Here is a 24837-nt window from a genome sequence, read left to right as displayed (position 1 = left end):
ACATGAGCAAGCAGTTGAACCGACAGCAGGGTTTCACCCTGATAGAAGTGATGATCGTGGTACTGATCATCGGCATATTGGCCGCCATCGCGTACCCAAACTACAGCGAGTACGTCAAACGCGGTAACCGCAGCGAGGGCCAGGCATTCCTCAATGACGTCTCGGCACGCCAGGAACGCTATTTTTCGCAGAACAATGCTTACGTCACCAGTGACGCCGACGTTGGCAAACTCGCGCTGAAGAATGGAAATACCTCAGAGACCGGCAAATACGAATTGGCGCTCAGCAAAGTCGACGATGATGGTGGCTATACGCTGACCGCCAATCAGCAGTTCGACGATACCAAGTGCGGGAACCTGACCCTGAACGCCCGCGGAGTCAGGGGCAGCAGCGGGAGCGGCATGAGTACAGCCGACTGCTGGCGTTGACATAAGCTGGAAAAAAATGCCCCGGTTTCTGTGGAAACCGGGGCATTTTTTATTTTGAATCGCTGACTTTATCGAAGCAGGAACGAGCAGCGCTCAGAGCGCTTTCACCCTCAACTCCTTCGGCATCGAAAAGGTAATGTTCTCCGGCCGGCCATCCAGTTCGGTCTCCCCTGCCGCGCCCCAGGTGCGCAGTTGCTCGACCACGCCACGTACCAGTACTTCCGGCGCGGAAGCGCCCGCGGTGATGCCGATGCCACTCACGCCATCGAACCACTCACGCTTGAGATCTTCGGCGCCGTCGATCAGGTAGGCCGGAGTCCCCATGCGCTCGGCCAGTTCGCGCAGGCGGTTGGAGTTGGAGCTGTTCGGGCTGCCGACGACCAGCAGCACATCGCAGTCGCTGGCCAGCTGCTTGACCGCGTCCTGGCGGTTCTGTGTGGCGTAGCAGATGTCGTCCTTGCGCGGGCCGCCAATGGCGGGAAACCTGGTGCGCAGGGCGTCGATCACCTTGCTGGTGTCGTCCATCGACAGGGTGGTCTGGGTCACGAACGCCAGGTTTTCGGGGTTGCGCACCTGCAGCTCAGCGACATCCGCCTCGTCTTCCACCAGGTAGATGGTACCGCCGTTGCTCGCGTCGTACTGGCCCATGGTGCCTTCGACTTCCGGATGGCCTTCGTGGCCAATGAGGATGCACTCGCGGCCTTCACGGCTGTAGCGCACCACTTCCATATGCACCTTGGTCACCAGCGGGCAGGTGGCGTCGAACACCTTGAGGCCACGACGCGCCGCTTCGTCGCGCACGGCCTTGGAGACGCCATGAGCGCTGAAGATGACGATGACGTCGTCCGGCACCTGATCCAGCTCTTCGACGAACACCGCGCCACGGGCACGCAGGTCTTCGACCACGAACTTGTTGTGCACCACTTCATGGCGCACGTAGATCGGTGGGCCGAAGACTTCCAGCGCGCGGTTGACGATTTCGATGGCGCGATCGACACCGGCGCAGAAGCCGCGGGGGTTGGCGAGTTTGATATGCATATTGACTGTCTCGATTAACGCCGCGCATTGAATGCGGTGCGGTAGAAACGCTCAGGGATATTCTTGGCGAGAATGAAGGACGCTGACCACTTCTATGCAATCGGCCGCCACTCTGTAGACCAGGACATAATTGGGGTGGGCGACCAGCTCGCGAGTGCCAGGAATCCGACCGGGACGATACAGATAGGGGTGATCGGCCAACGGCAGGACGGCAGACTCCAAGTAGCTCTTTAGCTGCCTGGCAGCCTGAGGAGCTTCGTCAGCGATATAGCGGATGATTTCCGCCAAGTCGGCTCTGGCGCTATCGCGCCAGATGATCGGCAGCATTAGCCAAGACCCCGCCGCCGAGCTTCGGCCTGGGTGATGATGGCTTCCATCTCAGCCATTACCTGGTCATGCGGAACGCCAGGGCGCGAGTCATCCAGGGACTCCTGTACCTTGCGGCGGAACCAGCGATCATGACGATCTGCCTGCTCCTGCGTCTCGAACTCCGACACGATGGGGGAAAGTTGCACACTCATAAGGGTGGCCTCCGTGTGAGAAATCCAGTCTACACCGCATTTAGCGCCTTGACCTCGATGATCTCCACATCGAAGTCGAGCACCTTGCCGGCCAGCGGATGATTGAAGTCGATGGTGACCTGCTTGTCATCGAACGCCTTGACCACGCCCGGCAACTCGGTATTGGCGGCGTCATTGAAGATCACCAGCAGCCCTTCGGAGAGCTCCATGCCGTCGAACTGGCTACGCGGCATGATCTGCACGTTCTGCGGATTCGGTTGGCCGAAGCCCTGCTCCGGCTGCACCTGCACGCTGCGTTTGTCGCCGGCCTTGAAGCCATATAGCGCTTGCTCGAAGCCTGGCAGCAGGTTGCCGTCGCCGACCTTGAAGGTCGCCGGCTGCTTGTCGAACGTGCTGTCGACCACATCGCCGTTTTCCAGCTTGAGGGCAAAATGCAGGGTCACTTCCCTGTCCGGCCCGATGCGTACGTCTGTCATTGCGCAGCCTCCTTCGCGGACTTGTCGCTCTTGAACATATCCAGCGCCAGCAGGATGGCACCGATGGTGATGAAGGTGTCGGCCAGGTTGAACGCCGGGAAGAACCAGCGGCTCTGCCAGTGCACCAGAATGAAGTCGACCACGTGACCAAGCACCACGCGGTCATACAGGTTGCCCAGCGCGCCGCCCAGGACCATGGCCAGCGCTACCGCCAGCAGGGTCTCATGACGCTTGAGGCGCTTGAGCCAGATCACCAGCACGACGCTGACGACGATGGCGATGGCCGCGAAGAACCAGCGCTGCCAGCCGGCGGCATCGGCCAGGAAGCTGAATGCCGCACCGGTGTTGTAGGCCAGGGTCCAGTCGAAGTAGCCCGGAATGACTTCGATGCGCTGATACATGCTCAGCGTGCCCTCGAAGATGTCCTTGGTCACCCGGTCGGCGACCAGGATCAGCACGCTCAGCAGCAGCCAGGGCAGATGCCCGAAACGCGAGGACTCAGGCATGCTTGCGCACCTCACCGATGCCTTCGATGTTGCTCACGCAACGACCGCACAGCTCCGGGTGCGCGGCATGGCTGCCGACGTCGGCGCGGAAGTGCCAGCAACGACCGCACTTGGCATGGGCGGACTTGAGGATCTTCAGCTTCAGGCCTTCGACCTCGGTCACCACCGCATCACTCGGCGCATCGGCCAGCGGCGCGGTCTGCGCCGCCGAGGTGATCAGGGCGAAACGCAGCTCGTCACCGAGCTTGGCCAGGTCGGCCTGCTTGGCCTCGTCGCAGAACAGGGTCACTTCCGCCTGCAGGCTGGCACCGATGGCCTTGGCCGTGCGCAGGTTCTCCAGTTCCTTGTTGACCGCAGCCTTGACCTGCATGACGCGGTCCCAATAGGCACGATCCAGAGCGAAACCTTCCGGCAGGCGCTCAAGGCCGGCGTACCAGGTATTGAGCATCACCGATTCGTTGCGCTCGCCCGGCAGGAACTGCCAGATTTCCTCGGCGGTGAAGGCCAGGATCGGCGCGATCCAGCGCACCAGCGCCTCGCTGATATGGAACAGCGCGCTCTGGCAGGAGCGACGCGCCACGCTGTCAGCAGCGGTGGTGTACTGGCGATCCTTGATGATGTCCAGGTAGAAACCGCCCAGCTCCTGCACGCAGAAGTTGTGCACCTTGGAGTAGACGTTCCAGAAACGGTAGTCGGCGTAGGCCTCGATGATCTCTTCCTGCAGGCGCAGGGCGGCGTCGACGGCCCAACGGTCGAGGTCGAGCATCTGCTCGGGTTGCAGCAGGTCCCTGGCCGGGTCGAAGCCGTTGAGGTTGGCCAGCATGAAGCGCGCAGTGTTACGGATACGCCGGTAGGCATCGGCGCTGCGCTGCAGGATCTGGTCGGAGACGGCCATTTCACCGGAGTAGTCGGTGGAGGCGACCCACAGGCGCAGGATGTCGGCACCCATGCTGTCGATCACCTTCTGCGGTGCGACCACATTGCCGAGCGACTTGGACTGCTTGCGGCCCTGCTCGTCGACGGTGAAACCGTGTGTCAGCAGCTCCTTGTAGGGGGCATGGCCATCGATGGCGCAACCGGTCAGCAAGGATGAATGGAACCAGCCACGGTGCTGGTCGGAGCCCTCCAGATAGAGGTCGGCAGCCGGACCATCGGCATGCGCCAGCTCGGCGTGGGAGCCGCGCAGTACGTGCCAGTGGGTGGTGCCGGAGTCGAACCACACGTCCAGGGTGTCGCGGCTCTTGTCGTACTGGTCGGCCTCGGCGCCCAGCAGCTCGGTGGCGTCCAGTTTGAACCAGGCCTCGATGCCTTCCTGCTCGACACGCTTGGCGACCTCTTCCATCAGCTCGACGGTGCGCGGATGCAGCTCGCCGCTTTCCTTATGGGTGAAGAACGGGATCGGCACGCCCCAGTTGCGCTGACGCGAGATGCACCAGTCCGGGCGGCCGGCGATCATGCTGTGCAGACGCGCCTGTCCCCAGGCCGGGACGAACTTGGTATCTTCGATGGCGGCCAGCGAACGCTCACGCAAGGTGGCGCCGTCTTTCGGCTTGGTATCCATGCCGACGAACCACTGCGCGGTGGCGCGGTAGATCAGCGGCGTCTTGTGGCGCCAGCAGTGCATGTAGCTGTGGCTGATGGTGGCGTGCTTGAGCAACGCACCGACTTCGGCGAGTTTCTCGACGATGGCCGGGTTGGCCTTCCAGATGAACTGGCCGCCGAAGAACGGCAGCGAGTCGACGTAGACACCGTTGCTCTGCACCGGATTGAGGATCTCGTCGTTACTCATGCCGTAGGCTTTGCAGGTGCGGAAGTCGTCCTCACCGTAGGCCGGCGCCGAGTGGACGATACCCGTACCGGCACCCAGCTCGACGTACTCGGCCAGGTACAGCGGCGACAGACGATCATAGAACGGGTGGCGGAAGTTGATCAGTTCCAGCGCCGAACCGGGTGCAGTGGCGATCACCGTGCCTTGCAGGTCGTAGCGCTGCAGGCAGCTTGCAACCATTTCCTCGGCCAGCAGCAGGATGCGCTCGCCGGTGTCGACCAGGGCGTAAGTAAATTCCGGGTGTGCGTTGAGCGCCTGGTTGGCCGGGATGGTCCAGGGCGTGGTGGTCCAGATGACGATGGCGGTCGGTTTGCTCAACTCGCTCAAGCCGAAGGCAGCGGCCAGCTTGTCGGCATCTTCGACCGGGAAGGCGACGTCGATGGCTTCGGATTTCTTGTCCTGATACTCGACTTCGGCCTCAGCCAGCGCCGAGCCACAGTCGAAGCAGAAGTTGACCGGCTTGAGCCCCTTGAACACGAAGCCGTTCTTGACCATCTCCGCCAGCGCGCGGATCTCGCCGGCCTCGTTGGCGAAGTTCATGGTCAGGTACGGGTTGTCCCAGTCACCCAGCACACCAAGACGGATGAAGTTGGCTTTCTGCTCTTCGACCTGCTCGGCCGCATAGGTGCGGCAGCGCTCACGGGTCAGGTCCGCCGGCTGGTTCTTGCCGAAGGTGGTTTCGACCTTGTGCTCGATCGGCAGGCCATGGCAGTCCCAGCCCGGCACATAGGGCGCATCGAAGCCGGCCATGGTCTTGGAACGGGTGATGATGTCCTTGAGGATCTTGTTCAGCGCATGACCGATGTGGATGCTGCCGTTGGCATAGGGCGGGCCGTCGTGCAGGACGAACTTCGGCCGATCTTCGCCAATCTTGCGCAGCTTGCTATACAGACCAATCTCGTTCCAGCGCTGCAGGGTCTGCGGCTCGCGTTGCGGCAGGCCGGCCTTCATCGGGAACTGGGTATCGGGCAGGTTCAGCGTAGCTTTGTAGTCGGTCATTTCGGGCTCTTCATCAGCGGGTGGCTCTGCCAATAATCACGGGCAGCGGCGATATCGGCGGCAATCGCCGCCTTCAAGGCCTCCAGCGAGGCGAAACGCTGCTCATCACGCAGCTTGTGGTGGAAAGCCACCGAGAGACGCCGGCCATACAGATCGCCGGCAAAATCCAGAAGGTGAACTTCCAGATGGGCGCTGCCGTCACCGGCAACGCTGGGTCGCACGCCAATATTGGCGACGCCCGGTTGAATCACGCCATCGACTTCGCAGCTCACCAGATAGACGCCGGTCAGCGGCACCTTGCGCCGCTTGAGCTGGACGTTGGCGGTGGGCGCATCGAGCTGGCGGCCGAGCTTCTGTCCGTGCAAGACGCGCCCGGCGATACGGAACGGTCGACCGAGCAAGGCTTCGGCCAGTTCGAAATCGCCATCGGCCAGTGCCTGGCGCACACGCGTACTGCTGACCCGGCCACCCAGCACTTCGACGGTGGTCGAGGCATCGACGCTGAAGCCGTGGCGCAGGCCGGCGGCCTTGAGAAATTCGAAATCCCCGGCGCGGTCGCAACCGAAGCGGAAATCGTCACCGATCTCCAGATCCTTCACCTTGAGCCCATCGACCAGCACGCGCTGGACGAACTCGGCTGCCGACAGTTCGCGCAGGCGGCGATTGAAGGCCAGGCACAGCACCATGTCGACGCCTTCGGCAGCCAGCAACGCGAGCTTGTCACGCAGGCGGGTCAGGCGTGCCGGCGCGGTATCCGGGCCGAAGAATTCACGCGGCTGCGGCTCGAAGATCACCACGCAACTGGGCACGGCCAATTCTGCGGCACGCTCACGCAGGCGCCCCAGGATGGCCTGGTGCCCACGATGAACGCCGTCGAAATTACCGATGGTAACCACACAGCCCCGCGCCTGGGGCTGCAGGTTATGAAGACCTCGAACCAGCTGCATAGCACGCTTCTTGTTCACAAAGTGGCCGATTATACGCACAGCAGGCCATGCACAACAGGCATCGCGACGCCTTGAATCGCAGGGTGCGCCATGCGCACCACTCCTGCGCCGGCCCGACGGTGCGCACGGCGCACCCTGCAATGGCTACAGCGACCGCCGGGCGAAATCGCGCAGGCGAAAACCCAGGACCAGCAACATGCCGAAGTAGGCGATCAGACCGGCAAACACCAGCGCGCCTAACCGCAACAGGCGCACCAGCATCTCCCCTTCTGCCCAGGCTGGCATGACCTGCAGCAGCCCCAGTAACACCGCGACCATCACCGCCACCGCGACCACCAGCTTGAGCAGGAACAGGCCCCAGCCCGGCAGCGGCTGGAAGATATCGGCGCGGCGCAGCTGCCAGTACAGCAGGCTGGCGTTCAGGCAGGCCGCCAGGCTGATCGCCAGCGCCAGGCCGACATGCGCCATCTCCAGGCCGAACACGAACAGCGCGTTCATCGCCTGGGTCGCCAGCAGGCTGACGATGGCAATGCGCACCGGCGTCTTGATGTTCTGCTGGGCATAGAAGCCAGGCGCGAGGATCTTGATCAGAATCAAGGCAAGCAGACCGACCGAATAAGCCACCAGCGCCCGCTGGGTCATCAGCGCGTCTTCTGCGCCGAACTTGCCGTACTGGAACAGCGACACCACCAGTGGCTCGGCGAGAATCGCCAGCGCCAGGGTGCAGGGCAGCACCAGCAGAAAACACAGACGCAGCCCCCAATCGAGCAGACGCCGGTATTCGTCGCGGTTCTTGCTCGCATAGGTCTTGGAGAGTGCCGGCAGCAGGATGGTCCCCAGCGCCACACCCAGCACACCCGAGGGCAGCTCCATCAGGCGGTCGGCGTAGTACATCCAGGACACCGAGCCAGCCACCAGAAAGGAAGCGAAAATGGTGTTGATGATCAGCGAAATCTGGCTCACCGAGACGCCGAAGATAGCCGGCCCCATCTGCTTGAGCACGCGCCAGACACCGAGATCACCGAAACTCAGGCGCGGTAGCACCAGCATGCCGATCTTCTTCAGATGCGGCAGTTGCCAGAGCAGTTGCGCCAGCCCCCCGACCAGTACCGCCCAGCCCAGCGCCATGATCGGCGGGTCGAAATAGGGCGTCAGAAACAGCGAGAAGACGATCATGCTGACGTTGAGCAGGGTCGGCACGAACGCCGGTACCGAAAAACGGTTCCAGGTATTGAGCACGGCCCCGGCCAGCGATGACAGGGAGATCAGCAATATATAAGGAAAGGTCACCCGCAGCAGATCGACGGTCAGCTCGAAACGCTCGGCCTCATCGGCAAAACCCGGCGCCGTGGCCCAGACGATCCAGGGTGCAGCGAGCACGCCGATGGCCGTGACCAGCGCCAGCACCAGGGTCAGCAAACCAGAGACATAGGCCACGAAGGTGCGCGTGGCCTCCTCGCCCTGCTGCATCTTGTACTCCGCCAGAATCGGCACGAAGGCCTGCGAGAACGCCCCTTCGGCAAAAATACGGCGCAGCAGGTTGGGCAGCTTGAAGGCCACCACGAAGGCATCCGACGCCACCCCGGCACCGAAGGTACGGGCGATGATGGTGTCGCGAACGAACCCCAGCACACGCGAAACCATGGTCAGTGAACTGACGGCAGCCAGGGACTTGAGCAGATTCATGGGGTGTTTCGGCTTCCATAAAGAGGTGCAGTAGCGGACAATCCGCCGCTCAACGAAGGCGTCGAGTGTAGCGAGCCACCACTGGTCAGGCCAGCACAGGAAAGCGTCATCAGACTTGACAGCAGGCAGATGGATCGGCATGATTCGCGGCCTTATTTGTCGTAACCCCCCAGTTTTCGAGGAGCTTGACGGTGGCCAACTCACCTTCTGCCAAAAAACGCGCCAAACAGGCTGAGAAGCGCCGTAGCCATAACGCCAGCCTGCGCTCGATGGTTCGTACCTACATCAAGAACGTGGTCAAGGCTATTGCTGCCAAAGATCTCGAGCTTGCCAAAACCGCTTACACCGCAGCTGTTCCGGTCATCGACCGCATGGCTGACAAAGGCATCATCCACAAGAACAAAGCCGCTCGTCACAAGAGCCGCCTGAACGCGCACATCAAGGCGCTGGGCGAAGCTGCTGCCGCTTAATCGCGACAGGTTCTTGAAAAACCGGCCCCAGCGGCCGGTTTTTTATTGCCCGCGATCAAGATCCGCAGCTCATGAAAAATGCCCGCCTTCTCAATGGAACGCGGGCATTCTTGTCCAGCAGACGAAAATCAGCCGCGAGCGGCCTTGATCACGTCGATATAGGGCTCGGCATTGCGCTGATCCTGAATCAGTGCGATGAAATCATGGCCCTGCGCATCGGTGGCCGAGAGGTCGTAGCCTTCGGCAACGAAGAAACCCACGAAGCGCTCGAAGTCATCGACACGCAGGCCGCGATAAGCCTTGACCAGCTTGTGCAGCGAAGGCGGTGTGGCGTCCGCCGGCTCCACCGCAAGGAACAGCTTGATCGAGTCATCGCTGATTTCTTCGCCAATCACCTGCTTCTTGTCTTTACGCATCGCCCGCTCCCGCCAGCATTACAGAGGGCCGGCAGTGTACCGCCGAGCCGCGCGCGGCTCAACGCGCAGCCGGGCAGGCTAACACGCGCACAATCGACACGACAGCCGACCTAGGTCATGCCGCGCCCAGCGAACTGGCTCCTATAATGCGCCCAGCCATTAGGGAGCCAGCATGTCACGTCCATCGTTACCGCTGTTCGCCGCCTGGCGCCAGACGCTGCGCGCGGGCTATTCCTGGAAGGCCCTGCGCGGAGATCTGAGCGCCGGCCTGACGGTGGGCATCATTGCCATTCCGTTGGCCATGGCACTGGCCATCGCCGTGGGTGTGGCGCCGCAGCACGGGCTCTACACCGTGCTGATCGCCGCGCCACTGATCGCCCTGTGTGGCGGCTCGCGCTTCAATATTTCCGGCCCCACCGCCGCGTTCGTGGTGATTCTGCTGCCGATCACCCAGCAGTACGGCCTCGGCGGCTTGCTGCTGTGCACGCTGATGGCTGGCGTGATTCTGATTAGCCTGGGCCTGCTGCGCGCCGGACGCCTGATCGAGTTCGTGCCCTATCCGGTGACGCTGGGCTTTACCGCCGGCATCGGCATCGTCATCGCCGTCCTGCAGATCAAGGACCTGCTTGGCCTGCATCTGGCCGCAGCGCCTCAACATCTGCTGGAACAGGTCACTCTGCTGGTCCGCGCCCTTCCCAGCCTGCAGCCCGGCGACAGCCTGGTGGGCGCCGCATGCCTGGCGACACTGCTGATCTGGCCACGCCTGGTGCCGAAGATTCCTGCGCACCTGGTCGCCCTCGCGGTTGGCGCGCTGCTCGCGCTTGCACTGGAACGCCTGGGGCTGCCGGTGGCGACCCTGGGCGAGCGCTTCAGCTATTCACTCGATGGCATCGAACATCCCGGCATCCCGCCTTTCCTGCCGGACCTGGCGCTGCCCTGGAACCTGCCGGGCGCTGACGGCCAGCCGCTGGTGCTGTCGTTCGAACTGATTCGCCAACTGCTGGCACCTGCATTTGCCATCGCCATGCTCGGTGCCATCGAGTCATTGCTGTGCGCCGTGGTCGCCGACGGCATGACCGGCAGCAAGCATGACCCCAACGCCGAACTGATCGGCCAGGGCCTGGGTAATCTGGCCGCGCCGTTCTTTGGTGGCATCACCGCCACTGCCGCCATCGCCCGTACGGCCGCCAACGTGCGTGCAGGCGCCTTTTCGCCGATGGCGGCACTGGTGCATGCAGGCGTGGTGCTGGCAGCGATTCTGCTGCTCGCGCCGCTGTTCAGTTATCTACCCATGGCCGCTCTGGCGGCGCTGCTGCTGATAGTGGCGTGGAACATGAGCGAGCCCCAGCATGTCGCCCATACCCTGCGCATCGCACCGCGCAGCGACGTGCTGGTGCTGCTGACCTGCCTGGTACTGACGGTGCTGTTCGACATGGTACTGGCCGTTGGCGTCGGCCTGCTGTTGGCGGCCGGGCTGTTCATCAAGCGCATGAGCGAGCTGACCGATACCGCTGCGCTGAGCCGGCAGCAGCGTCAGGCCCTGCAGGATCTGCCCGAGCACGTGCTGGCTTACGCCATTCGCGGCCCGCTGTTTTTCGGCGCGGCGGAAAAGGCGCTGAGCGTGCTGCGCCGCTTTACCCCGGGAGTGCGCGTGGTGATCGTCGATATCAGCGCAGTGCCGCTGCTGGACATGACCGCCCTGGCGGCGCTGGACAACGTGCTGCGCGACTATCGTCAGCAGAACGTGGCGCTGATTCTGAGCGGGCCGACGGCGCAGGTACGCTTGCAGCTGCGGCGCGCCGGAGTGCATCGCCGCGAAGGCGAGCTGGCGTATACGCGCAACCTGCCACAAGCACGGGAAAAGGCGCTGCGCTGGCTGGATGGCACACCGAAAAAGGCGCCGCCCGAGTAGGGTGCGCCATGCGCACCGGGGACAGCGACCGGAAAGCCGGTGCGCACTACCTGGCCATTGTCCGAGCGGTGCTAACGCTACGTATGGATAAAGGGACTTACAGCCCCTTGACCGCAAAAATGCCGGCAGCGTTGCGCCAGTAACCCTTGTAGTCCATGCCGTAACCGAAGATGTAACGATCGATGCAGTGCAGGCCCACGTAGTTGGCCTTCAGGTCCGGACGCGCCTTGCGCTCGTGCTCCTTGTCGATCAACACGGCGGTATGCACCGCGCGCGCACCGGCGTGGCGACAGAAATCGATGATCGCGCCCAGGGTGTGCCCCTCATCGAGGATGTCGTCGATGATCAGCACATCGCGGTCGATGAACGAAACTTCCGGCTTGGCCTTCCAGAACAGCTCGCCACCACTGGTTTCGTTGCGATAGCGCGTGGCATGCAGGTAGGACGCCTCCAGTGGGAAGTTCAGCTTGGTCATCAGCTTGCCAGAGAAAATCAGCCCGCCGTTCATCACGCAGAACACCACCGGATTGCACTCGGCCAGCTCGGCGTTGATCTGACTGGCGACCTTGTCGATGGCCGCTTCCACCTCGGCTTCGGTGAACAGGCAGTCGGCTTCCGCCATGATTTGGCGAATGTGCGCGAGATCGGCGGACATGGTGTGTTCTCTCTTGATCGGGCTGATGAATGGCGGCAGACAGCCTGAAAGCTGATCGAGCCGTCAAATAAAAGCGGGCAAAGGTACAGACCCGGGCAACGCTTGCCAAGTATCGACTGACCAGCGTAGTCGATACAGGGCATGGCGCATCATGACTCGTCAGTCACCCACCACTTGGCATGAGCAATGCTTTAATCTAACGCGATTTTTTCCCAGAGCCCCGTTGGAGATCCCAGCCCATGCCCACTCGCGAGATCCGTCACCCGCTGATCCGTCACAAGATCGGCCTGATGCGCCGCGCCGATATCAGCACCAAGAATTTCCGTGAGCTGGCCCAGGAAGTGGGCGCCCTGCTGACTTATGAAGCCACCAACGACCTGCCGCTGGAAGCCTACGAGATCGAAGGCTGGGCGGGCACCGTGCAGGTCGAGAAGATCGCCGGCAAGAAAATCACCGTGGTGCCCATTCTGCGTGCCGGCATCGGCATGCTCGATGGCGTGCTCAGCCTGATCCCCGGTGCCAAGGTCAGCGCCGTGGGCGTGGCGCGCAACGAGGAAACCCTGGAAGCGCACACCTACCTGGAAAAGCTCGCGCCGGAAATCGACGAGCGCCTGGCGCTGATCATCGACCCGATGCTGGCCACCGGCGGCTCGATGGTCGCCACCATCGACCTGCTGAAGAAGGCCGGCTGCAAGGACATTCGCGCCATGGTCCTGGTCGCTGCTCCGGAAGGCATCAAGGCGGTCGAGCAGGCTCACCCGGACGTGACCATCTTCACCGCCTCCATCGATCAGCGCCTGAACGAGCATGGCTACATCATCCCGGGCCTGGGCGATGCCGGTGACAAGATCTTCGGCACCAAGCAGAAGGACGCCTGACATGTCGCAGACGGAATTCAACGACCCGCTGTGGCGCCAGGGCATTTCCGGCGCGCAGATGCTGTTCGTGGCCTTCGGCGCCCTGGTGCTGATGCCGCTGATCACCGGCATGGACCCCAACGTCGCGCTGTTCACCGCCGGTATCGGGACCCTGCTGTTCCAACTGGTGACCAAGCGCCAGATCCCGGTGTTCCTGGCCTCCAGCTTCGCCTTCATCGCACCGATTCTGGCGGCCAAGGGCGAGTTCGGCCTGCCTGCGGTGATGGGCGGCGTGATCGCTGCCGGCGTGGTCTACATCCTGCTTTCGGCGCTGGTGAAACTGCGCGGCCCCAGCTTCATCGACCGCCTGCTGCCGCCGGTGGTGATCGCCCCGGTGATCATCTCCATCGGCCTGGCGCTGTCGCCGGTGGCGGTGAACATGGCCATGGGCAAGGCCGGTGATGGCAGCGTCGAACTGGTGCCGTACAGCACGGCGATGATGATCTCGATGCCAGCGCTGATCACCACCTTGCTGGTGGCCGTGCTGGGTCGTGGCATCTTCCGCCTGGTGCCGATCCTCTCCGGTATCGCCGTTGGCTGCGCCATCGCTGCAGGGCTCGGCGTGATCGATACCAGTGCCGTCGATCAAGCGGCCTGGCTCGCCGTGCCCAACTTCATCACACCGGAACTGCACTGGGGCGCCATTCTGTACATGGTGCCAGTGGCACTGGCGCCAGCCATCGAGCACATCGGCGGTGTGGTGGCGATCGGCAACGTCACCGGCAAGAACTTCGTCAAGAAGCCGGGCCTGCACCGCACCCTGCTCGGTGACGGCCTCGCCACCTCGGCAGCCGGCCTGTTCGGGGGCCCACCCAACACGACCTACGCCGAAGTCACCGGCGCAGTGATGCTGACCAAGAGCTACAACCCGAAGATCATGACCTGGGCAGCGGTTTTCGCCATCGCCCTGGCCTTCATCGGCAAGTTCGGCGTGGCCCTGCAGAGCATTCCGGTACCGGTGATGGGCGGCATTCTCTGCCTGCTGTTCGGTTCCATCGCCGTGGTCGGCCTCAACACCCTGATCCGCCACCAGGTCGACCTGTCCGAAGCACGCAACCTGATCATCGTTTCGGTGACCCTGGTGTTCGGCATCGGCGGCATGGTCATCGGCGGCAAGGAATTCGCCCTGTCAGGGATCTCCCTGTGCGCGATCACTGCCCTGCTCCTCAATCTGGTGCTGCCAGGTGGCGCCGGCTGGAAACAACGGGAACAGGAACAAGCCTGATTCCGGCGCCCAATAAAAAGCCCGCGAGCAGATCGCGGGCTTTTCGTTTGCGATGCCGGGACTTACCAGCCGACTCCGAAGCCAAGGGTATAACGGGTTTCGTCCAGATCGCCCTCGGCACCACTGACCATATCCTTCTCGGCCTTCATGTTCAGCGACGCCCAGTCGGTGACCTTGTAGCGCAGCCCGACCTCGGCATCCAGGCTGTAATCCGCCGCCCCACTCAGCGGACGACCTAGCTCTCCGACACTGAACAGCTCGACAGTCTTGCCGACCAGATAGCGGTTGTAGTCCCACTTCACGCTCATGGCGTAGAAGCGATCCTGCTCACCGTTGCTGTAGCGGTAATCGCTGCGGTTGGCCAGGGTAGCGATGGAGAACGCGCCCAGCTCGTCATCCCAGAACTGGTAACCAGGACCGGTACCGAGAGTGCGCTGACGCTCCACCTCCTCGATACGGTCGCGCTTGTACTCGAAGCGCCCCTGCCAGAACCATTTTTCCGTGAGGAAGCGGTCGAGCGCGTACTCGGCGCTCCAGTTGTCGGTGCTGACGACGTCGTCTTTCAGCTCGCGGTTGTAGTCGGCGAGCGCATTGTGCCGCCAGAGACCGTGGCGGGCCTGGGTCTTGATGCCGACATCGTAGTCGTCGGAGTCGCGCTCACCGCGCTTGTAGTCCAGACCGAGGTCGATGTTGCCCTTCCAGGTGAAGTCTTCCACCAGGGGCTTGGGCTTCATGATCTGTTCGATCTGCGCCAGTTCGATGGTCTTCGGCGACTCGCCATTGGCCAGCGTGACCTTGCCCGGCTCAGCGGCCAGCAGCGACTTGGCACGCTCGCCATCTACCGGCCCGAGCTTGACCAGCAGCTCGTGGTCACTTTCCAGGGTGGCGATTTTCTTCCAGTCCAGCGGGATGGAGCCGCCGTAGTCGGTTTCCAGCAGCAGTTTGCTACCGTCGAAGAAGCGGATGGTGCCGGAGAGACGATCACCGTTCTTCAACCAGACGGTATCGGCGAAGGTGGCGCAACTGCACAGAGCGATGCTCAGGCCAAGCAGGGACAGCGATATAGGGCGCGACATAAGTTGGGTAATGGCGTTGGTGGGCGAAAGCCGGGCATTATCCGCAACCCCGGCGCCAGAGCAACAGCTGACCGGGCCGACTGCGCAGAGTTCAGCTTTTTCCGTCGGGCGGCGTTCCGTCGGGCGGCGTGCTGCGGGGCCGCACTCCGCCCGACGGCATCACCAGCCCACGCCGACACCGATCAGATAATGCCGATCCGAAACCGTCTGCCCCGGGGCACGCAGCTGATCCAGCTCGTACAGGAGCGACAAGCGCGCCCACTGATTGAGGCGGTAGCGCAGGCCGAATTCGCTATCGAGCACGTAGTCGATCTCGTCGATATGCGGGATCTGCAACTGGGCGTTGGCATAGAACTCCAGCCGCGTGCCCCACAGCAGGCGCTTGTAATCCATCTCCAGTGACGTGGTGTTGAACGCCAGGTCGGCAACGCCAGACTCCAGTCGCACGCGATTGAACTGGCCGATCAGGTCGAAACGCCCCAGCTCGTCATCCCAGAAGCGATAACCGGGGCCGGTGCCAACGATGCGCTGACGGTCGACGGTTTCGAACTCATCCTCGGCCTGCTCCACACCGACTCGCCAGAACCAGTGTTCGGTGAGAAAGCGATCGAGGTCGTACTCCAGTTCCCAGTTGTCCTCGACCTTTCTGTCGTTCTTGGTTTCACGCTCCAGCTCGCCACTGAGCACATGCCGCCAGCGCCCGTGCTCGAAACGGGTATTGCCCTTGAGCTTCCATTCGTCGACATCGTTCTGGTTGCGCTTCATGTCCAGCTTGGCATCGAGGTTGCCTTCCCAGAGACGATCCTCCAGCAGCGGCCGCGGCGGCACCAGGCGTTTGATCTGCGCCAGCGGCAGGGTGTATTCGCGCTCGCCTTGCACCCGTACCATGCCGCTACCAGCAGCCGACAACCTTTCGCTGCGTTCGCTGTCGAAGCCGCTACGGCGCACCAACAGGGGCTTGTCCGAACTGAGGGTATCGATATCCTTCCAGTCGATCAGCACCTGGCCGGCATATTGGGTCTTGAGCGCCAGCTTGCCGCCGTCGAGCAGGATGATCTCACCGCTGAGGCGATCGCCGTTGTCCAGCCAAACGGTATCGGCATAGAGCGGGGCTGCCAGGGTAAAAAGGAATAAGGCGATCAGTACGCGCATGATAAGGACGAACCCTATGGGCAAGACGAAACCGTCAGAGTCTGCATGGCCGGCACCACCACCGGCAAGCGCGCAGGCGCGCCGCGAAGCGCTGTACCTGGTACTGGCTCAGGTGCCGGCAGGCAAGGTCGTCAGCTATGGCGAACTGGCGCAGTTGGCCGGTCTTGGCCGCGCCGCGCGCTGGGTCGGGCGTACGCTGAGCCAGTTGCCAGATGGCACCACGCTGCCCTGGCACCGCGTCATCGCCGCCGGCGGGCGCCTCAGTCTGATTGCCGGCAGTCCCTCCGGCGATGAACAACGGGCGCGCCTGCGTGCGGAAGGCATCAGTATCCTGAATGAACGTGTGGATATGCGTCGTCACGGCTGGCGCCCGATGGAGTACAGCAGTTAGAGTGCGCGCTATTCATTTTCCACCCCAGATTCGAGCCTGATGCCACGCAAATCCTGGCGAGAAGCCCTCGCGACCTACGCCAACCCCGCCACACTAGCTTTGTTACTTCTGGGCTTCGCTGCCGGCCTGCCCTACATGCTGGTGTTCTCGACCCTGTCGGTATGGCTGCGCGAAGCCGGTGTGGCGCGCGAGACCATCGGCTTCGCCAGCCTCATCGGCCTGGCCTACGCCTTCAAATGGGTGTGGGCACCCATGCTCGACCAGTGGCGCCTGCCACTGCTGGGCAAGCTTGGTCGGCGCCGCTCCTGGCTGGTGCTGTCGCAGGGTCTGGTTGCCATCGGCCTGATCGGCATGGCCAATTACGACCCGCAGACGCACCTGTCCTCCTTGATCGCCCTCGCCGTGCTGGTGGCCTTCGCCTCGGCCACTCAGGACATCGCCGTCGATGCCTACCGCCTGGAAATTCTCGGCGACGAGCATCAGGCTGCGCTGGCTGCCGCCTACATGACCGGCTACCGGGTTGCCGCGCTGCTGGCCACCGCTGGCGCGCTGTATTTCGCCGAAGGCTTCGGCTCGACCGCCAAGGACTACCAGTTCGGCGCCTGGACCGGTACCTACATGCTCTTCGCCCTGCTGATGCTGCCGGGCCTGCTCACCTCCATCTGGATGCGCGAGCCACCGGCACCGCCGCACATCAATGTCGCGCCACCCAAGCACGGTTTCTTCCACCAGTTACTGGCGATCAGCGCGGTCATCATGCTGATCATCGCCGTGCCAACCATGTTCATCCAGTTCTACCAGAGCGATCTGGTACCGATGCTGCTCGGCGACATCAGCATGCAGGAGCTGCTCTACAACGACCGTGCCTTCCTGCGCGCCATGCTTTACAGCACCCTGGCCTGCCTCTGTGCATCCGGGCTGTTCTGGGGCGGGCTGGCACCGGTCCTGAAAACGGCTGCGGCGAGGTACGGATTCTTCCACCAGCTGCTGTCCGTGCTGCTGCTGATCATCCTACTGATCGCCATCCCGGCCATGGTCACCCAGTTCTACGAAAGTGACCTGATGCTGCTGTTCCAGGGCCAGATAAGCCTGCAGGAGTTGCTCTACTACGACCGCGCCTTCCTGCGTGCACTGCTCTATACCCTGCTCACCAGCCTGTCGATCTCCAGCCTGTTCTGGGGCGGCATGGCACCGGTGCTCACGCCGATCAACGACTTCATCGTGCGCTACCGCTGGCAGGCCCTGCTGCTGCTGAGCCTGATCGCTACCTATCGTCTGTCGGATACCGTGATGGGGGTGATGGCCAACGTCTTCTACATCGACCAGGGCTTCACCAAAGAACAGATCGCCAGTGTCAGCAAGGTCTTCGGTCTGGTGATGACCTTGCTCGGCGCCGGGGTCGGCGGCCTGTTGATCGTGCGCTTCGGCATCATGCCGATTCTGCTGATCGGCGCGACCGCATCGGCGGCCACCAACCTGATGTTCATGCTGCTGGTGGGCATGGGCCCACACCTGAACATGCTGATCGTCACCATCAGTTGCGACAACTTCAGCGCCGGCCTGGCCACCTCGGCCTTCGTGGCCTACCTGTCGAGCCTGACCAACCTGAAATTCTCGGCCACCCAGTACGCCCTGCTCAGTTCCATCATGCTGTTGCTGCCGCGCCTGATCGGCGGCTATTCCGGCGTGATGGTGGAAAGCCTCGGCTACGCCCACTTCTTCCTCGCCACGGCGCTGATGGGTATACCGACACTGCTGCTCATCGCTATCCAGTGGCGTCGCGACAAACGCCAAGCGGTGCCTGAGACGACGCCACCTGCAGTCGAAAATGCCTGATCACAGGCACAAAAAAGCCCCGGATCGACCGGGGCTTTTTTGTGGTGAGTGTCAATCGGCCTTGGCCAGATGCACCACCCGCTGCGGGAACGGAATGCCAATACCCGCCTCGGTCAGACGCTCCTTGGCCAGCTCGGTGAACTCGAAGGTCACCGGCCAGAAATCACCGGTCGCCACCCATACGCGCAGCGAGATGTTCACGGCGCTTTCACCCAGCCCGGTCACGAATACCACGGGCGCGGGGTCGAGCTGCACACGCGGGTCCTTGGCGATATCAAGCAGCACTTCACGGGCACGCTTGATATCGCTGGAGTAGTCGATGCCGATATTGATGTCGGCGCGCCGACGGGACTCACGCGAGTAGTTGGTGATATGGCCGTTGGACAGCGCGCCATTGGGCACGATCACCACCTTGTTATCCGCCGTTTTCAGCGTGGTGTGGAAGATCTGGATGCTGTCGACGCTACCGGAGACGCCCTGCCCCTCGATCCAGTCGCCCGAGCGGAACGGGCGAAACAGCATGATCAGCACGCCACCCGCGAAGTTGGCCAGGCTGCCCTGCAGCGCCAGGCCGATGGCCAGACCCGCCGCACCGATCATGGCAATGAACGAAGTGGTCTCCACACCGATCATCGACGCCACGCTGATCAGCAGCAGAATGCGCAGCACGATGCTGACCAGGCTGCTGATAAAACTGCTCAGCGCGCGATCGACCTTGCGCGCCTCGAGCATGCGCCCGACGCTGGAGGTGAGCCTGCTGATCAGCCACCAACCGATCAGCAGCGTGATCAGTGCCAGGGTCAGCTTGCCGCTGTACTCAAGCACCACAGGCAGCCAGGCCTCGGACAGCTTGACCAGTTCGTCGACGTTCATCTCCATAGGGGTACTCCCGTTTTCCTGTGCATGAAACGAAACCGCCATGGCATGCCATGGCGGTCAAAATGCTATCAACCTAGCCTGCGACGCCTCAGCGCCACAAAGGTTCAATCGCGAAAGTTGTTGTACTGCAGCGGCATGCCGAATTCGTGACCACGCAGCAGCGCGATGGCTTCCTGCAGGTCGTCACGCTTCTTGCCGGTGACACGCACCTGCTCACCCTGGATGGCGGCCTGCACCTTGAGCTTGGCATCCTTGATATGGGCGACGATCTTCTTCGCCAGCTCCTTGTCGATACCTTCACGGAAAGTGACTTCCTGCTTCATCACCTTGCCCGAGGCATAGGGCTCCTTGGTTTCCAGGCACTGGCAGTCGATCTTGCGCTTGACCAGGCTGCTGCGCACGATGTCGAGCATCTGCTCGAGCATGAACTCGGCTTCGGCGGTCAAGGTCAGCGCCTTGTCCTTGCTCTCGATGCTGCATTTGCCACGCAGGTCGAAACGGCGGTCGAGCTCCTTGATGGCGTTGTCGACCGCATTGGTCAGTTCGTGTTTGTCCAGTTCAGACACGATGTCGAACGAAGGCATGAGCGGGCTCCTGATGGACGGCGCGATCCTCTTCACGGAGTGAACGCGCCTGACTTGACGATAACTATGGCGGGCCCATTATATCCAGACTGATACGCGCCGTTTGGCGTCCTTCCTCTCTGCCTGCGAGTCTGCCCCATGCCCAACCCCCATCTCAGCATCCTGGTGGTGGACGACGCCAAGTTCTCCAGCGCCATGATCGGTCGCGCACTGAGCCAGGCCGGCTATCAGGACGTGCGCTTCGCCAGCAGCGCCAGCGAAGCGCTGCAGCTGCTCGAACAGCGTCCCGCCAGCGTGCTTCTGGCCGACTGGCTGATGCCCGAGATCGACGGCCTGGAACTGACCGCACGGGTACGCCAGCTGGATGAGACCGCCGACCATTACACCTACATCATCCTGCTGACCGGCAAGGAAGGCGAAAACGTCCTGGGCGAAGCCTTCGACCGCGGCGTCGATGACTTCATCAGCAAGGCGGCGATGAACGAACAGCTGGTGCCACGCGTGTACGCCGCTGATCGCCTGTGCAACACCCTGCAACGCCTGCTTCACGAAAACCGCATGCTGACGCAGAACATCGCCAGCCTGGAACGGCGCAATCTGGTCGATCCACTCACCGGCCTGGGCAACCCGCGCTATCTGCGCCAGAAGCTCACCGACAGCCTGCGCCAGATCGAATCGCGCGGCGGCGCCGTGTGCTACCTGCTGATCGGCCTGCAGGACGCCGGTCAACTGCGCAACCAGTACGGTGACCGCTTCTTCAACGAACTGCTGCATGGCGTCGCGCGACGTCTGCAGCAGCTTGTCAGGCCACTGGACGTGCTGACGCGCCTGGATGACAACCACTTCGGCCTTATCACCCTGCTCGAAGACCTGCACGAGTGCTCGCCGAGCAGCTTCAAGCGCCTGCACGAAGGCCTCAACTTCAAGGCGTTCAAGACCAGCGAAGGTTTCATTACGCTGAAAGCCGGCATCAGCCTGGTCGGTCTGGATGCCAAGGCGCTACCCACCGATACCGAACAACTGATTCAGCATGCGCAGAATCTGCTGCCAGAGTCTTACGCCAGCGGCCGGGTCGCAGCCATGCGCCTGCCTCTGCCGTGACCTGGCACATCCTCGGCGCCGGCAGCCTCGGCAGCCTCTGGGCTGCGCGCCTGGCCCGTGCCGGCCTGCCAGTCAGGCTGATCCTGCGCAACCCGCAACGCCTCGAAGCCTATCGACAGGCCGGTGGGATAACGCTGGTCGAGGCCGGCCAGCCTCAGCAATACGCCATTGCCGCAGAGTTGCCGCAAGCGGATACGCCCATCCATCGCCTGCTGCTCGCCTGCAAGGCCTATGACGCACAAGGCGCGGTGGCGACCATCGCCGGACGCCTGGCCCCGGGTGCCGAGCTGCTGCTGTTGCAAAATGGCCTGGGCAGCCAGGATGAAGTCGCCCAACGCCTGCCCAGGCAGCGCTGCCTGTTCGTCTCCAGCACCGAAGGCGCTTTTCGCCCCAGCGACTTTCAGGTGGTGTTCGCCGGCCACGGTCACAACTGGCTGGGCGACCCGCACGATCCCCGGCCGCCAGCCTGGCTGGGCGAACTGCAGCGCGCGGGCATCGCTCACCAGTGGAGTCCGGATATCCTCGCGCGTCTTTGGCGCAAGCTGGCGCTGAACTGCGCGATCAACCCGCTCACCGTATTGCACGACTGCCGCAATGGTGGCCTGGCCGAGCACCCGGCCGAGGTCGCCACGCTGTGCGCAGAACTCGGCGAGCTGCTGCAGCGCTGCGGTCAGCCCGCAGCCGCAGAGAATCTGCATGAAGAGGTACAGCGCGTGATAAGCGCCACTGCGGCGAACTACTCCTCCATGCATCAGGACGTTGCACAGGGACGTCGCACCGAGATCAGCTATCTGCTTGGCTACGCCTGCGCCTCGGCGCAGCGTCATCAACTGCATGTGCCGCATCTGGGGCATCTGCAGCAGCGCCTGCTGAGCCACCTGCGTGAACGGGGTTTGCCTCTCGATTGAGTACGCTGGGCGGGTGTAACCCATCACTCGCAGCCTGGCGGGTTGCACCCGCCTGCACAGGCAGTAGGCAATGGCCTGACAGCTGCGCTAACCTGCCGTCTTCACTCGCCACAACGATACCCTCATGAGACTGCGTCAGCGCCTCGAAAATCTGCCAGTGGGCCGCAAGCTGCTCGCCGCGCTGCTGGTGTTGCTCGCCGCTGTAATGCTGGTGGCCAACCTGGCTTTCATCAGCGCTGCCTACTGGATCACCCAGGAGAGCATGGCACCGCAGGCCCTGCACACCCTTGGTCGCCTGATCGCCAGCCCGACGCTGAGCAAGGAGGCCTTGCATTCCTCAGCCTCGGCCGAGGCCGTGCTCAAGCGCCTGGATGATTACGCGCCCCTGCGTGCAGCGGTCATCTACGACAGCAATGGCAACAGCCTGGCACAACTGCAGCGAGGGGAAAAATTGCAGCTGCCGCAGCAGCTCAGCCAGCTGCAGAACTGGCGCGAAACGGCCTTTCGCACCAACCTGCTGGTCGACCTGCCGCATCCCAGTGGTCGTCCCGGCGCCTTGCTGCTGGTGGCTTCCAGCGAATTGCCTGGCGCTTTCTATACCGGAACCCTGACCGCAAGCCTGGTCATTCTGGCGTTCAGCGTGCTGCTGTGGATGCTGGTGGCCAGGCAGATCAAACGCCTGGTGACCAAGCCCATTCGCCGCCTGGAGGAGCTTTCACGTCAGGTCACCCGCGAAGAGAACTATGCGCTGCGCGCCAATCGCGGCAATCAGGACGAGATCGGCAGCCTGGCCGATGCGTTCAACACCATGCTGATGCGCATGGAAGCCCGCGAACAGCAGCTCAAGCGCGCCCGCGACGACGCCCAGCAGGCCTTCGATCAGGCGCAGAGCCTGGCCGAGGAAACCCGCCACTCCAACCGCAAGCTGGAGCTGGAAGTGCAGGTGCGCAGCAAGATCGAGAAAAAACTCACCGGTTTTCAGAACTACCTCAACAGCATCATCGACTCCATGCCCTCGGCGCTGATCGCCCTCGACGAACAGCTCTACGTCACGCAGTGGAACCAGGAGGCCAGCGCCCTGTCCGGCACGCGCCTGGAAGAGGCGCTGAATCAGCCAGTATTTCTTGCTTTCCCGCCACTCAAACCCTTTCTCGCGCAGCTCAAGCGCACCGCCGAGCAGCATCGGGTGGAGAAGATCGAGCGCGTCACCTGGCACAAGGACGAAGAACCCCACCACTACGCCCTGACCTTCTACCCGCTGATGGGCAGCGCCGGCCGGGGCGTGGTGATCCGCATCGACGACATCACCCAGCGCCTGGCTCTGGAAGAAATGATGGTGCAGTCGGAGAAGATGCTCTCGGTCGGAGGCCTGGCGGCAGGCATGGCACATGAAATCAACAACCCGCTCGGCGCCATCCTGCACAACGTGCAGAACATCCGCCGGCGCCTGTCGCCCGGCCTGGAAAAGAACGTCGAACAGGCCGAGCAGGCCGGCGTCAGCCTGCCTGCCATTGAGCATTACATGGAGGCACGCGAGGTACCGCGCCTGCTCGACGGCATCCAGCAGGCCGGCCAGCGCGCCGCCAAGATCGTCAGCCACATGCTCAGTTTCAGCCGGCGTAGCGACCGCCAGCTATCGCCCTGCGATCTGCCGGCGCTGATCGACCAGGCCCTGGAGATCGCCGGCAACGACTTCGATCTGACCGACAGTTTCGACTTCAAGGCCCTGGAGATCGTGCGCCAGTTCGATCCGCTGCTGGGCCCGGTGGCCGGCACCGCCAACGAACTGGAGCAGGTGCTGCTCAACCTGCTGAAGAACGCCGCCCAGGCCATTCACCAACGCGACCAGGACACCGAGCCCGGCCGCATCATCCTGCGCACTCGGCAGGCCGGCGGTTGGGCGGAAGTCCAGGTGGAGGACAACGGCACCGGCATGAGCGAGGTGGTGCGCAAACGCATCTTCGAGCCCTTCTTCACCACCAAGGAGGTCGGCCAGGGCACCGGACTCGGCCTGGCGGTCTCCTACTTCATCATCACCAACAATCACAAAGGGCAGATGGAGGTGCACTCGACGCCAGGCCAGGGCACCTGTTTCACCCTGCGCCTGCCGCTGGCCTCCCTGCCCGAGCACACAGGACTCTGAGCCATGGGCTTTCGCCTCTCGAAGATCTATACCCGCACCGGCGACAAGGGGGAAACCGGCCTGGCCGACGGCCGCCGGGTCGGCAAGGACCACCCACGTATCGAGGCCATCGGCGAGCTGGACACGCTCAACAGCCAGCTCGGCCTGCTACTGGCCGAGCTCGACGAGGCCGCCACGACCTGGCCCGCACTCAAGGAGATCAGCGAGGTACTGAGCCCCTGCCAGCACCGCCTGTTCGACCTGGGTGGCGAACTGGCGATGCCCGAGTATCAGGCCTTGCAAGAGGTGGAAGTGCAGCGTCTGGAGGCGGCCATCGACCGTTGGAACGAAGAGGTCGGGCCACTGGAAAACTTCATTCTGCCCGGCGGCTCCAGGCTGATCGCCCAGGCCCATGTCTGCCGCAGCTTCGCGCGCAGCAGCGAACGTCGCTGTCAGCACCTCAATGCCGTCGAGCCATTGCGCGGTGCAGGTCTGGCCTATGTCAACCGCCTCTCCGACCTGCTGTTCGTCGCTGCCCGCCTGATCGCCAAGCGCCAGGGCATCGCTGAAGTGCTGTGGAAGGCGGCAGACAAGCCGTAGAAGTACGCCAGACCTGTAGGAGCGAATTCATTCGCGATCATAGCAGCCTCGGTGCCATCCGCTCCTACCGACCGTGCATACAGGGTAGTAGGGCGTACTCGCGGAGCAGTACGCCATTCTTGGGTACGATGATGGGTTGCGGAGCCAGGCCAGGTACGAACCTG

The 24837-nt window shown here is 62.9% G+C and carries 25 protein-coding genes; 11 read left to right on the top strand and 14 right to left on the bottom strand.

The features are described from left to right. Positions 1-2 precede the first annotated feature (2 nt). Positions 3-428 (top strand): type IV pilin protein, encoded by a 426-nt coding sequence (locus ACN0X6_RS17315; RefSeq protein ID WP_417705804.1) that lies wholly within the window; start codon positions 3-5, stop codon positions 426-428. Between the two features lie 93 nt (positions 429-521). Here ACN0X6_RS17315 and ispH read toward each other — a convergent pair whose 3' ends face one another. The 8 genes from ispH to murJ all read right to left on the bottom strand — a co-directional run bounded on the left by ispH (position 522) and on the right by murJ (position 8429). Next, positions 522-1466 (bottom strand): 4-hydroxy-3-methylbut-2-enyl diphosphate reductase, encoded by a 945-nt coding sequence (gene ispH / locus ACN0X6_RS17310; protein ID WP_417705802.1) that lies wholly within the window; start codon positions 1464-1466, stop codon positions 522-524. Positions 1467-1517: 51 nt separating this feature from the next. Further along, positions 1518-1793, bottom strand: coding sequence for a type II toxin-antitoxin system RelE/ParE family toxin (locus tag ACN0X6_RS17305; RefSeq protein ID WP_417705800.1), 276 nt, complete (start codon positions 1791-1793; stop codon positions 1518-1520). Then, a complete protein-coding gene (locus tag ACN0X6_RS17300; protein ID WP_417705798.1) occupies positions 1793-1987 on the bottom strand; it encodes a stability determinant in 195 nt (64 codons plus the stop codon). Before ACN0X6_RS17300 ends, ACN0X6_RS17305 begins: the two co-directional genes overlap by 1 nt. 29 nt (positions 1988-2016) lie before the next feature. After that, positions 2017-2463 (bottom strand): FKBP-type peptidyl-prolyl cis-trans isomerase, encoded by a 447-nt coding sequence (locus tag ACN0X6_RS17295; RefSeq protein WP_417705796.1) that lies wholly within the window; start codon positions 2461-2463, stop codon positions 2017-2019. Continuing rightward, entirely contained in the window at positions 2460-2969 is a 510-nt protein-coding gene (gene lspA / locus ACN0X6_RS17290; protein ID WP_059390538.1) for a signal peptidase II, read from the bottom strand. Before lspA ends, ACN0X6_RS17295 begins: the two co-directional genes overlap by 4 nt. Beyond that, positions 2962-5796, bottom strand: coding sequence for an isoleucine--tRNA ligase (ileS, locus tag ACN0X6_RS17285; RefSeq protein ID WP_417705793.1), 2835 nt, complete (start codon positions 5794-5796; stop codon positions 2962-2964). The genes lspA and ileS overlap by 8 nt, the downstream gene beginning before the upstream one ends. Then, entirely contained in the window at positions 5793-6743 is a 951-nt protein-coding gene (gene ribF / locus ACN0X6_RS17280; RefSeq protein WP_417705791.1) for a bifunctional riboflavin kinase/FAD synthetase, read from the bottom strand. Before ribF ends, ileS begins: the two co-directional genes overlap by 4 nt. Positions 6744-6887: 144 nt before the next feature. Then, on the bottom strand, positions 6888-8429 hold the full coding sequence (gene murJ / locus ACN0X6_RS17275) for a murein biosynthesis integral membrane protein MurJ (RefSeq protein ID WP_417705789.1): 1542 nt from the start codon (positions 8427-8429) through the stop codon (positions 6888-6890). 191 nt (positions 8430-8620) lie between these two features. Between murJ and rpsT the strand changes: the two genes are divergently transcribed. Further along, entirely contained in the window at positions 8621-8899 is a 279-nt protein-coding gene (rpsT, locus tag ACN0X6_RS17270; RefSeq protein WP_003243036.1) for a 30S ribosomal protein S20, read from the top strand. Positions 8900-9027: 128 nt separating this feature from the next. Here the strand turns inward: rpsT and ACN0X6_RS17265 are convergent, their stop codons facing one another. Further along, complete coding sequence (locus tag ACN0X6_RS17265) at positions 9028-9315, bottom strand: PA4642 family protein (protein WP_417705787.1); 288 nt, start codon at positions 9313-9315, stop codon at positions 9028-9030. Between the two features lie 172 nt (positions 9316-9487). Between ACN0X6_RS17265 and dauA the strand changes: the two genes are divergently transcribed. Continuing rightward, entirely contained in the window at positions 9488-11227 is a 1740-nt protein-coding gene (gene dauA / locus ACN0X6_RS17260) for a C4-dicarboxylic acid transporter DauA (protein WP_417705785.1), read from the top strand. Between the two features lie 97 nt (positions 11228-11324). Here dauA and ACN0X6_RS17255 read toward each other — a convergent pair whose 3' ends face one another. Next, positions 11325-11882, bottom strand: coding sequence for a hypoxanthine-guanine phosphoribosyltransferase (locus tag ACN0X6_RS17255; protein WP_417705783.1), 558 nt, complete (start codon positions 11880-11882; stop codon positions 11325-11327). A gap of 239 nt (positions 11883-12121) precedes the next feature. Here ACN0X6_RS17255 and upp point away from each other — a divergent pair, with 239 nt between their 5' ends. Both upp and ACN0X6_RS17245 read left to right on the top strand, forming a co-directional pair. Then, on the top strand, positions 12122-12760 hold the full coding sequence (gene upp / locus ACN0X6_RS17250) for a uracil phosphoribosyltransferase (RefSeq protein WP_417705781.1): 639 nt from the start codon (positions 12122-12124) through the stop codon (positions 12758-12760). A gap of 1 nt (position 12761) precedes the next feature. Next, complete coding sequence (locus ACN0X6_RS17245; RefSeq protein ID WP_417705779.1) at positions 12762-14024, top strand: uracil-xanthine permease family protein; 1263 nt, start codon at positions 12762-12764, stop codon at positions 14022-14024. Between the two features lie 62 nt (positions 14025-14086). Here the strand turns inward: ACN0X6_RS17245 and ACN0X6_RS17240 are convergent, their stop codons facing one another. Then, entirely contained in the window at positions 14087-15100 is a 1014-nt protein-coding gene (locus ACN0X6_RS17240) for a DUF481 domain-containing protein (RefSeq protein ID WP_417705777.1), read from the bottom strand. Between the two features lie 159 nt (positions 15101-15259). Next, positions 15260-16252, bottom strand: a complete 993-nt coding sequence (locus ACN0X6_RS17235) for a DUF481 domain-containing protein (protein WP_417705775.1) — start codon at positions 16250-16252, stop codon at positions 15260-15262. Between the two features lie 16 nt (positions 16253-16268). Between ACN0X6_RS17235 and ACN0X6_RS17230 the strand changes: the two genes are divergently transcribed. Together ACN0X6_RS17230 and ACN0X6_RS17225 are read left to right on the top strand one after the other, a co-directional pair. Beyond that, positions 16269-16643, top strand: coding sequence for an MGMT family protein (locus ACN0X6_RS17230; protein ID WP_417705773.1), 375 nt, complete (start codon positions 16269-16271; stop codon positions 16641-16643). A gap of 39 nt (positions 16644-16682) precedes the next feature. Beyond that, positions 16683-18479, top strand: a complete 1797-nt coding sequence (locus tag ACN0X6_RS17225; protein ID WP_417705771.1) for an AmpG family muropeptide MFS transporter — start codon at positions 16683-16685, stop codon at positions 18477-18479. A gap of 51 nt (positions 18480-18530) precedes the next feature. Here ACN0X6_RS17225 and ACN0X6_RS17220 read toward each other — a convergent pair whose 3' ends face one another. Both ACN0X6_RS17220 and ACN0X6_RS17215 read right to left on the bottom strand, forming a co-directional pair. Beyond that, on the bottom strand, positions 18531-19358 hold the full coding sequence (locus tag ACN0X6_RS17220) for a mechanosensitive ion channel family protein (RefSeq protein ID WP_417705769.1): 828 nt from the start codon (positions 19356-19358) through the stop codon (positions 18531-18533). 104 nt (positions 19359-19462) lie between these two features. After that, positions 19463-19942 (bottom strand): YajQ family cyclic di-GMP-binding protein, encoded by a 480-nt coding sequence (locus tag ACN0X6_RS17215; RefSeq protein ID WP_125836020.1) that lies wholly within the window; start codon positions 19940-19942, stop codon positions 19463-19465. 138 nt (positions 19943-20080) lie between these two features. On the opposite strand from ACN0X6_RS17215, the gene ACN0X6_RS17210 reads away from it, so the two are divergent. From ACN0X6_RS17210 to ACN0X6_RS17195, 4 genes are all read left to right on the top strand, one after another. Next, entirely contained in the window at positions 20081-21043 is a 963-nt protein-coding gene (locus ACN0X6_RS17210) for a response regulator (protein ID WP_280066208.1), read from the top strand. After that, positions 21040-21951 carry a putative 2-dehydropantoate 2-reductase gene (locus ACN0X6_RS17205; protein WP_417705766.1) on the top strand — a complete coding sequence of 304 codons (912 nt, stop codon included), beginning with the start codon at positions 21040-21042 and terminating at the stop codon, positions 21949-21951. Before ACN0X6_RS17210 ends, ACN0X6_RS17205 begins: the two co-directional genes overlap by 4 nt. Before the next feature lie 124 nt (positions 21952-22075). Beyond that, positions 22076-24094 (top strand): ATP-binding protein, encoded by a 2019-nt coding sequence (locus ACN0X6_RS17200; protein WP_417705765.1) that lies wholly within the window; start codon positions 22076-22078, stop codon positions 24092-24094. 3 nt (positions 24095-24097) lie between these two features. After that, the gene (locus ACN0X6_RS17195) at positions 24098-24673 is read left to right on the top strand and encodes a cob(I)yrinic acid a,c-diamide adenosyltransferase (RefSeq protein ID WP_280066202.1); all 576 of its coding nucleotides are present in this window, start codon (positions 24098-24100) and stop codon (positions 24671-24673) included. Positions 24674-24837 lie beyond the last annotated feature (164 nt).

It is taken from the genome of Pseudomonas sp. (assembly GCF_048269965.1).
Classification (GTDB): Bacteria; Pseudomonadota; Gammaproteobacteria; order Pseudomonadales; family Pseudomonadaceae; genus Aquipseudomonas.
This window is presented reverse-complemented; position numbering and strand designations above follow the sequence as displayed.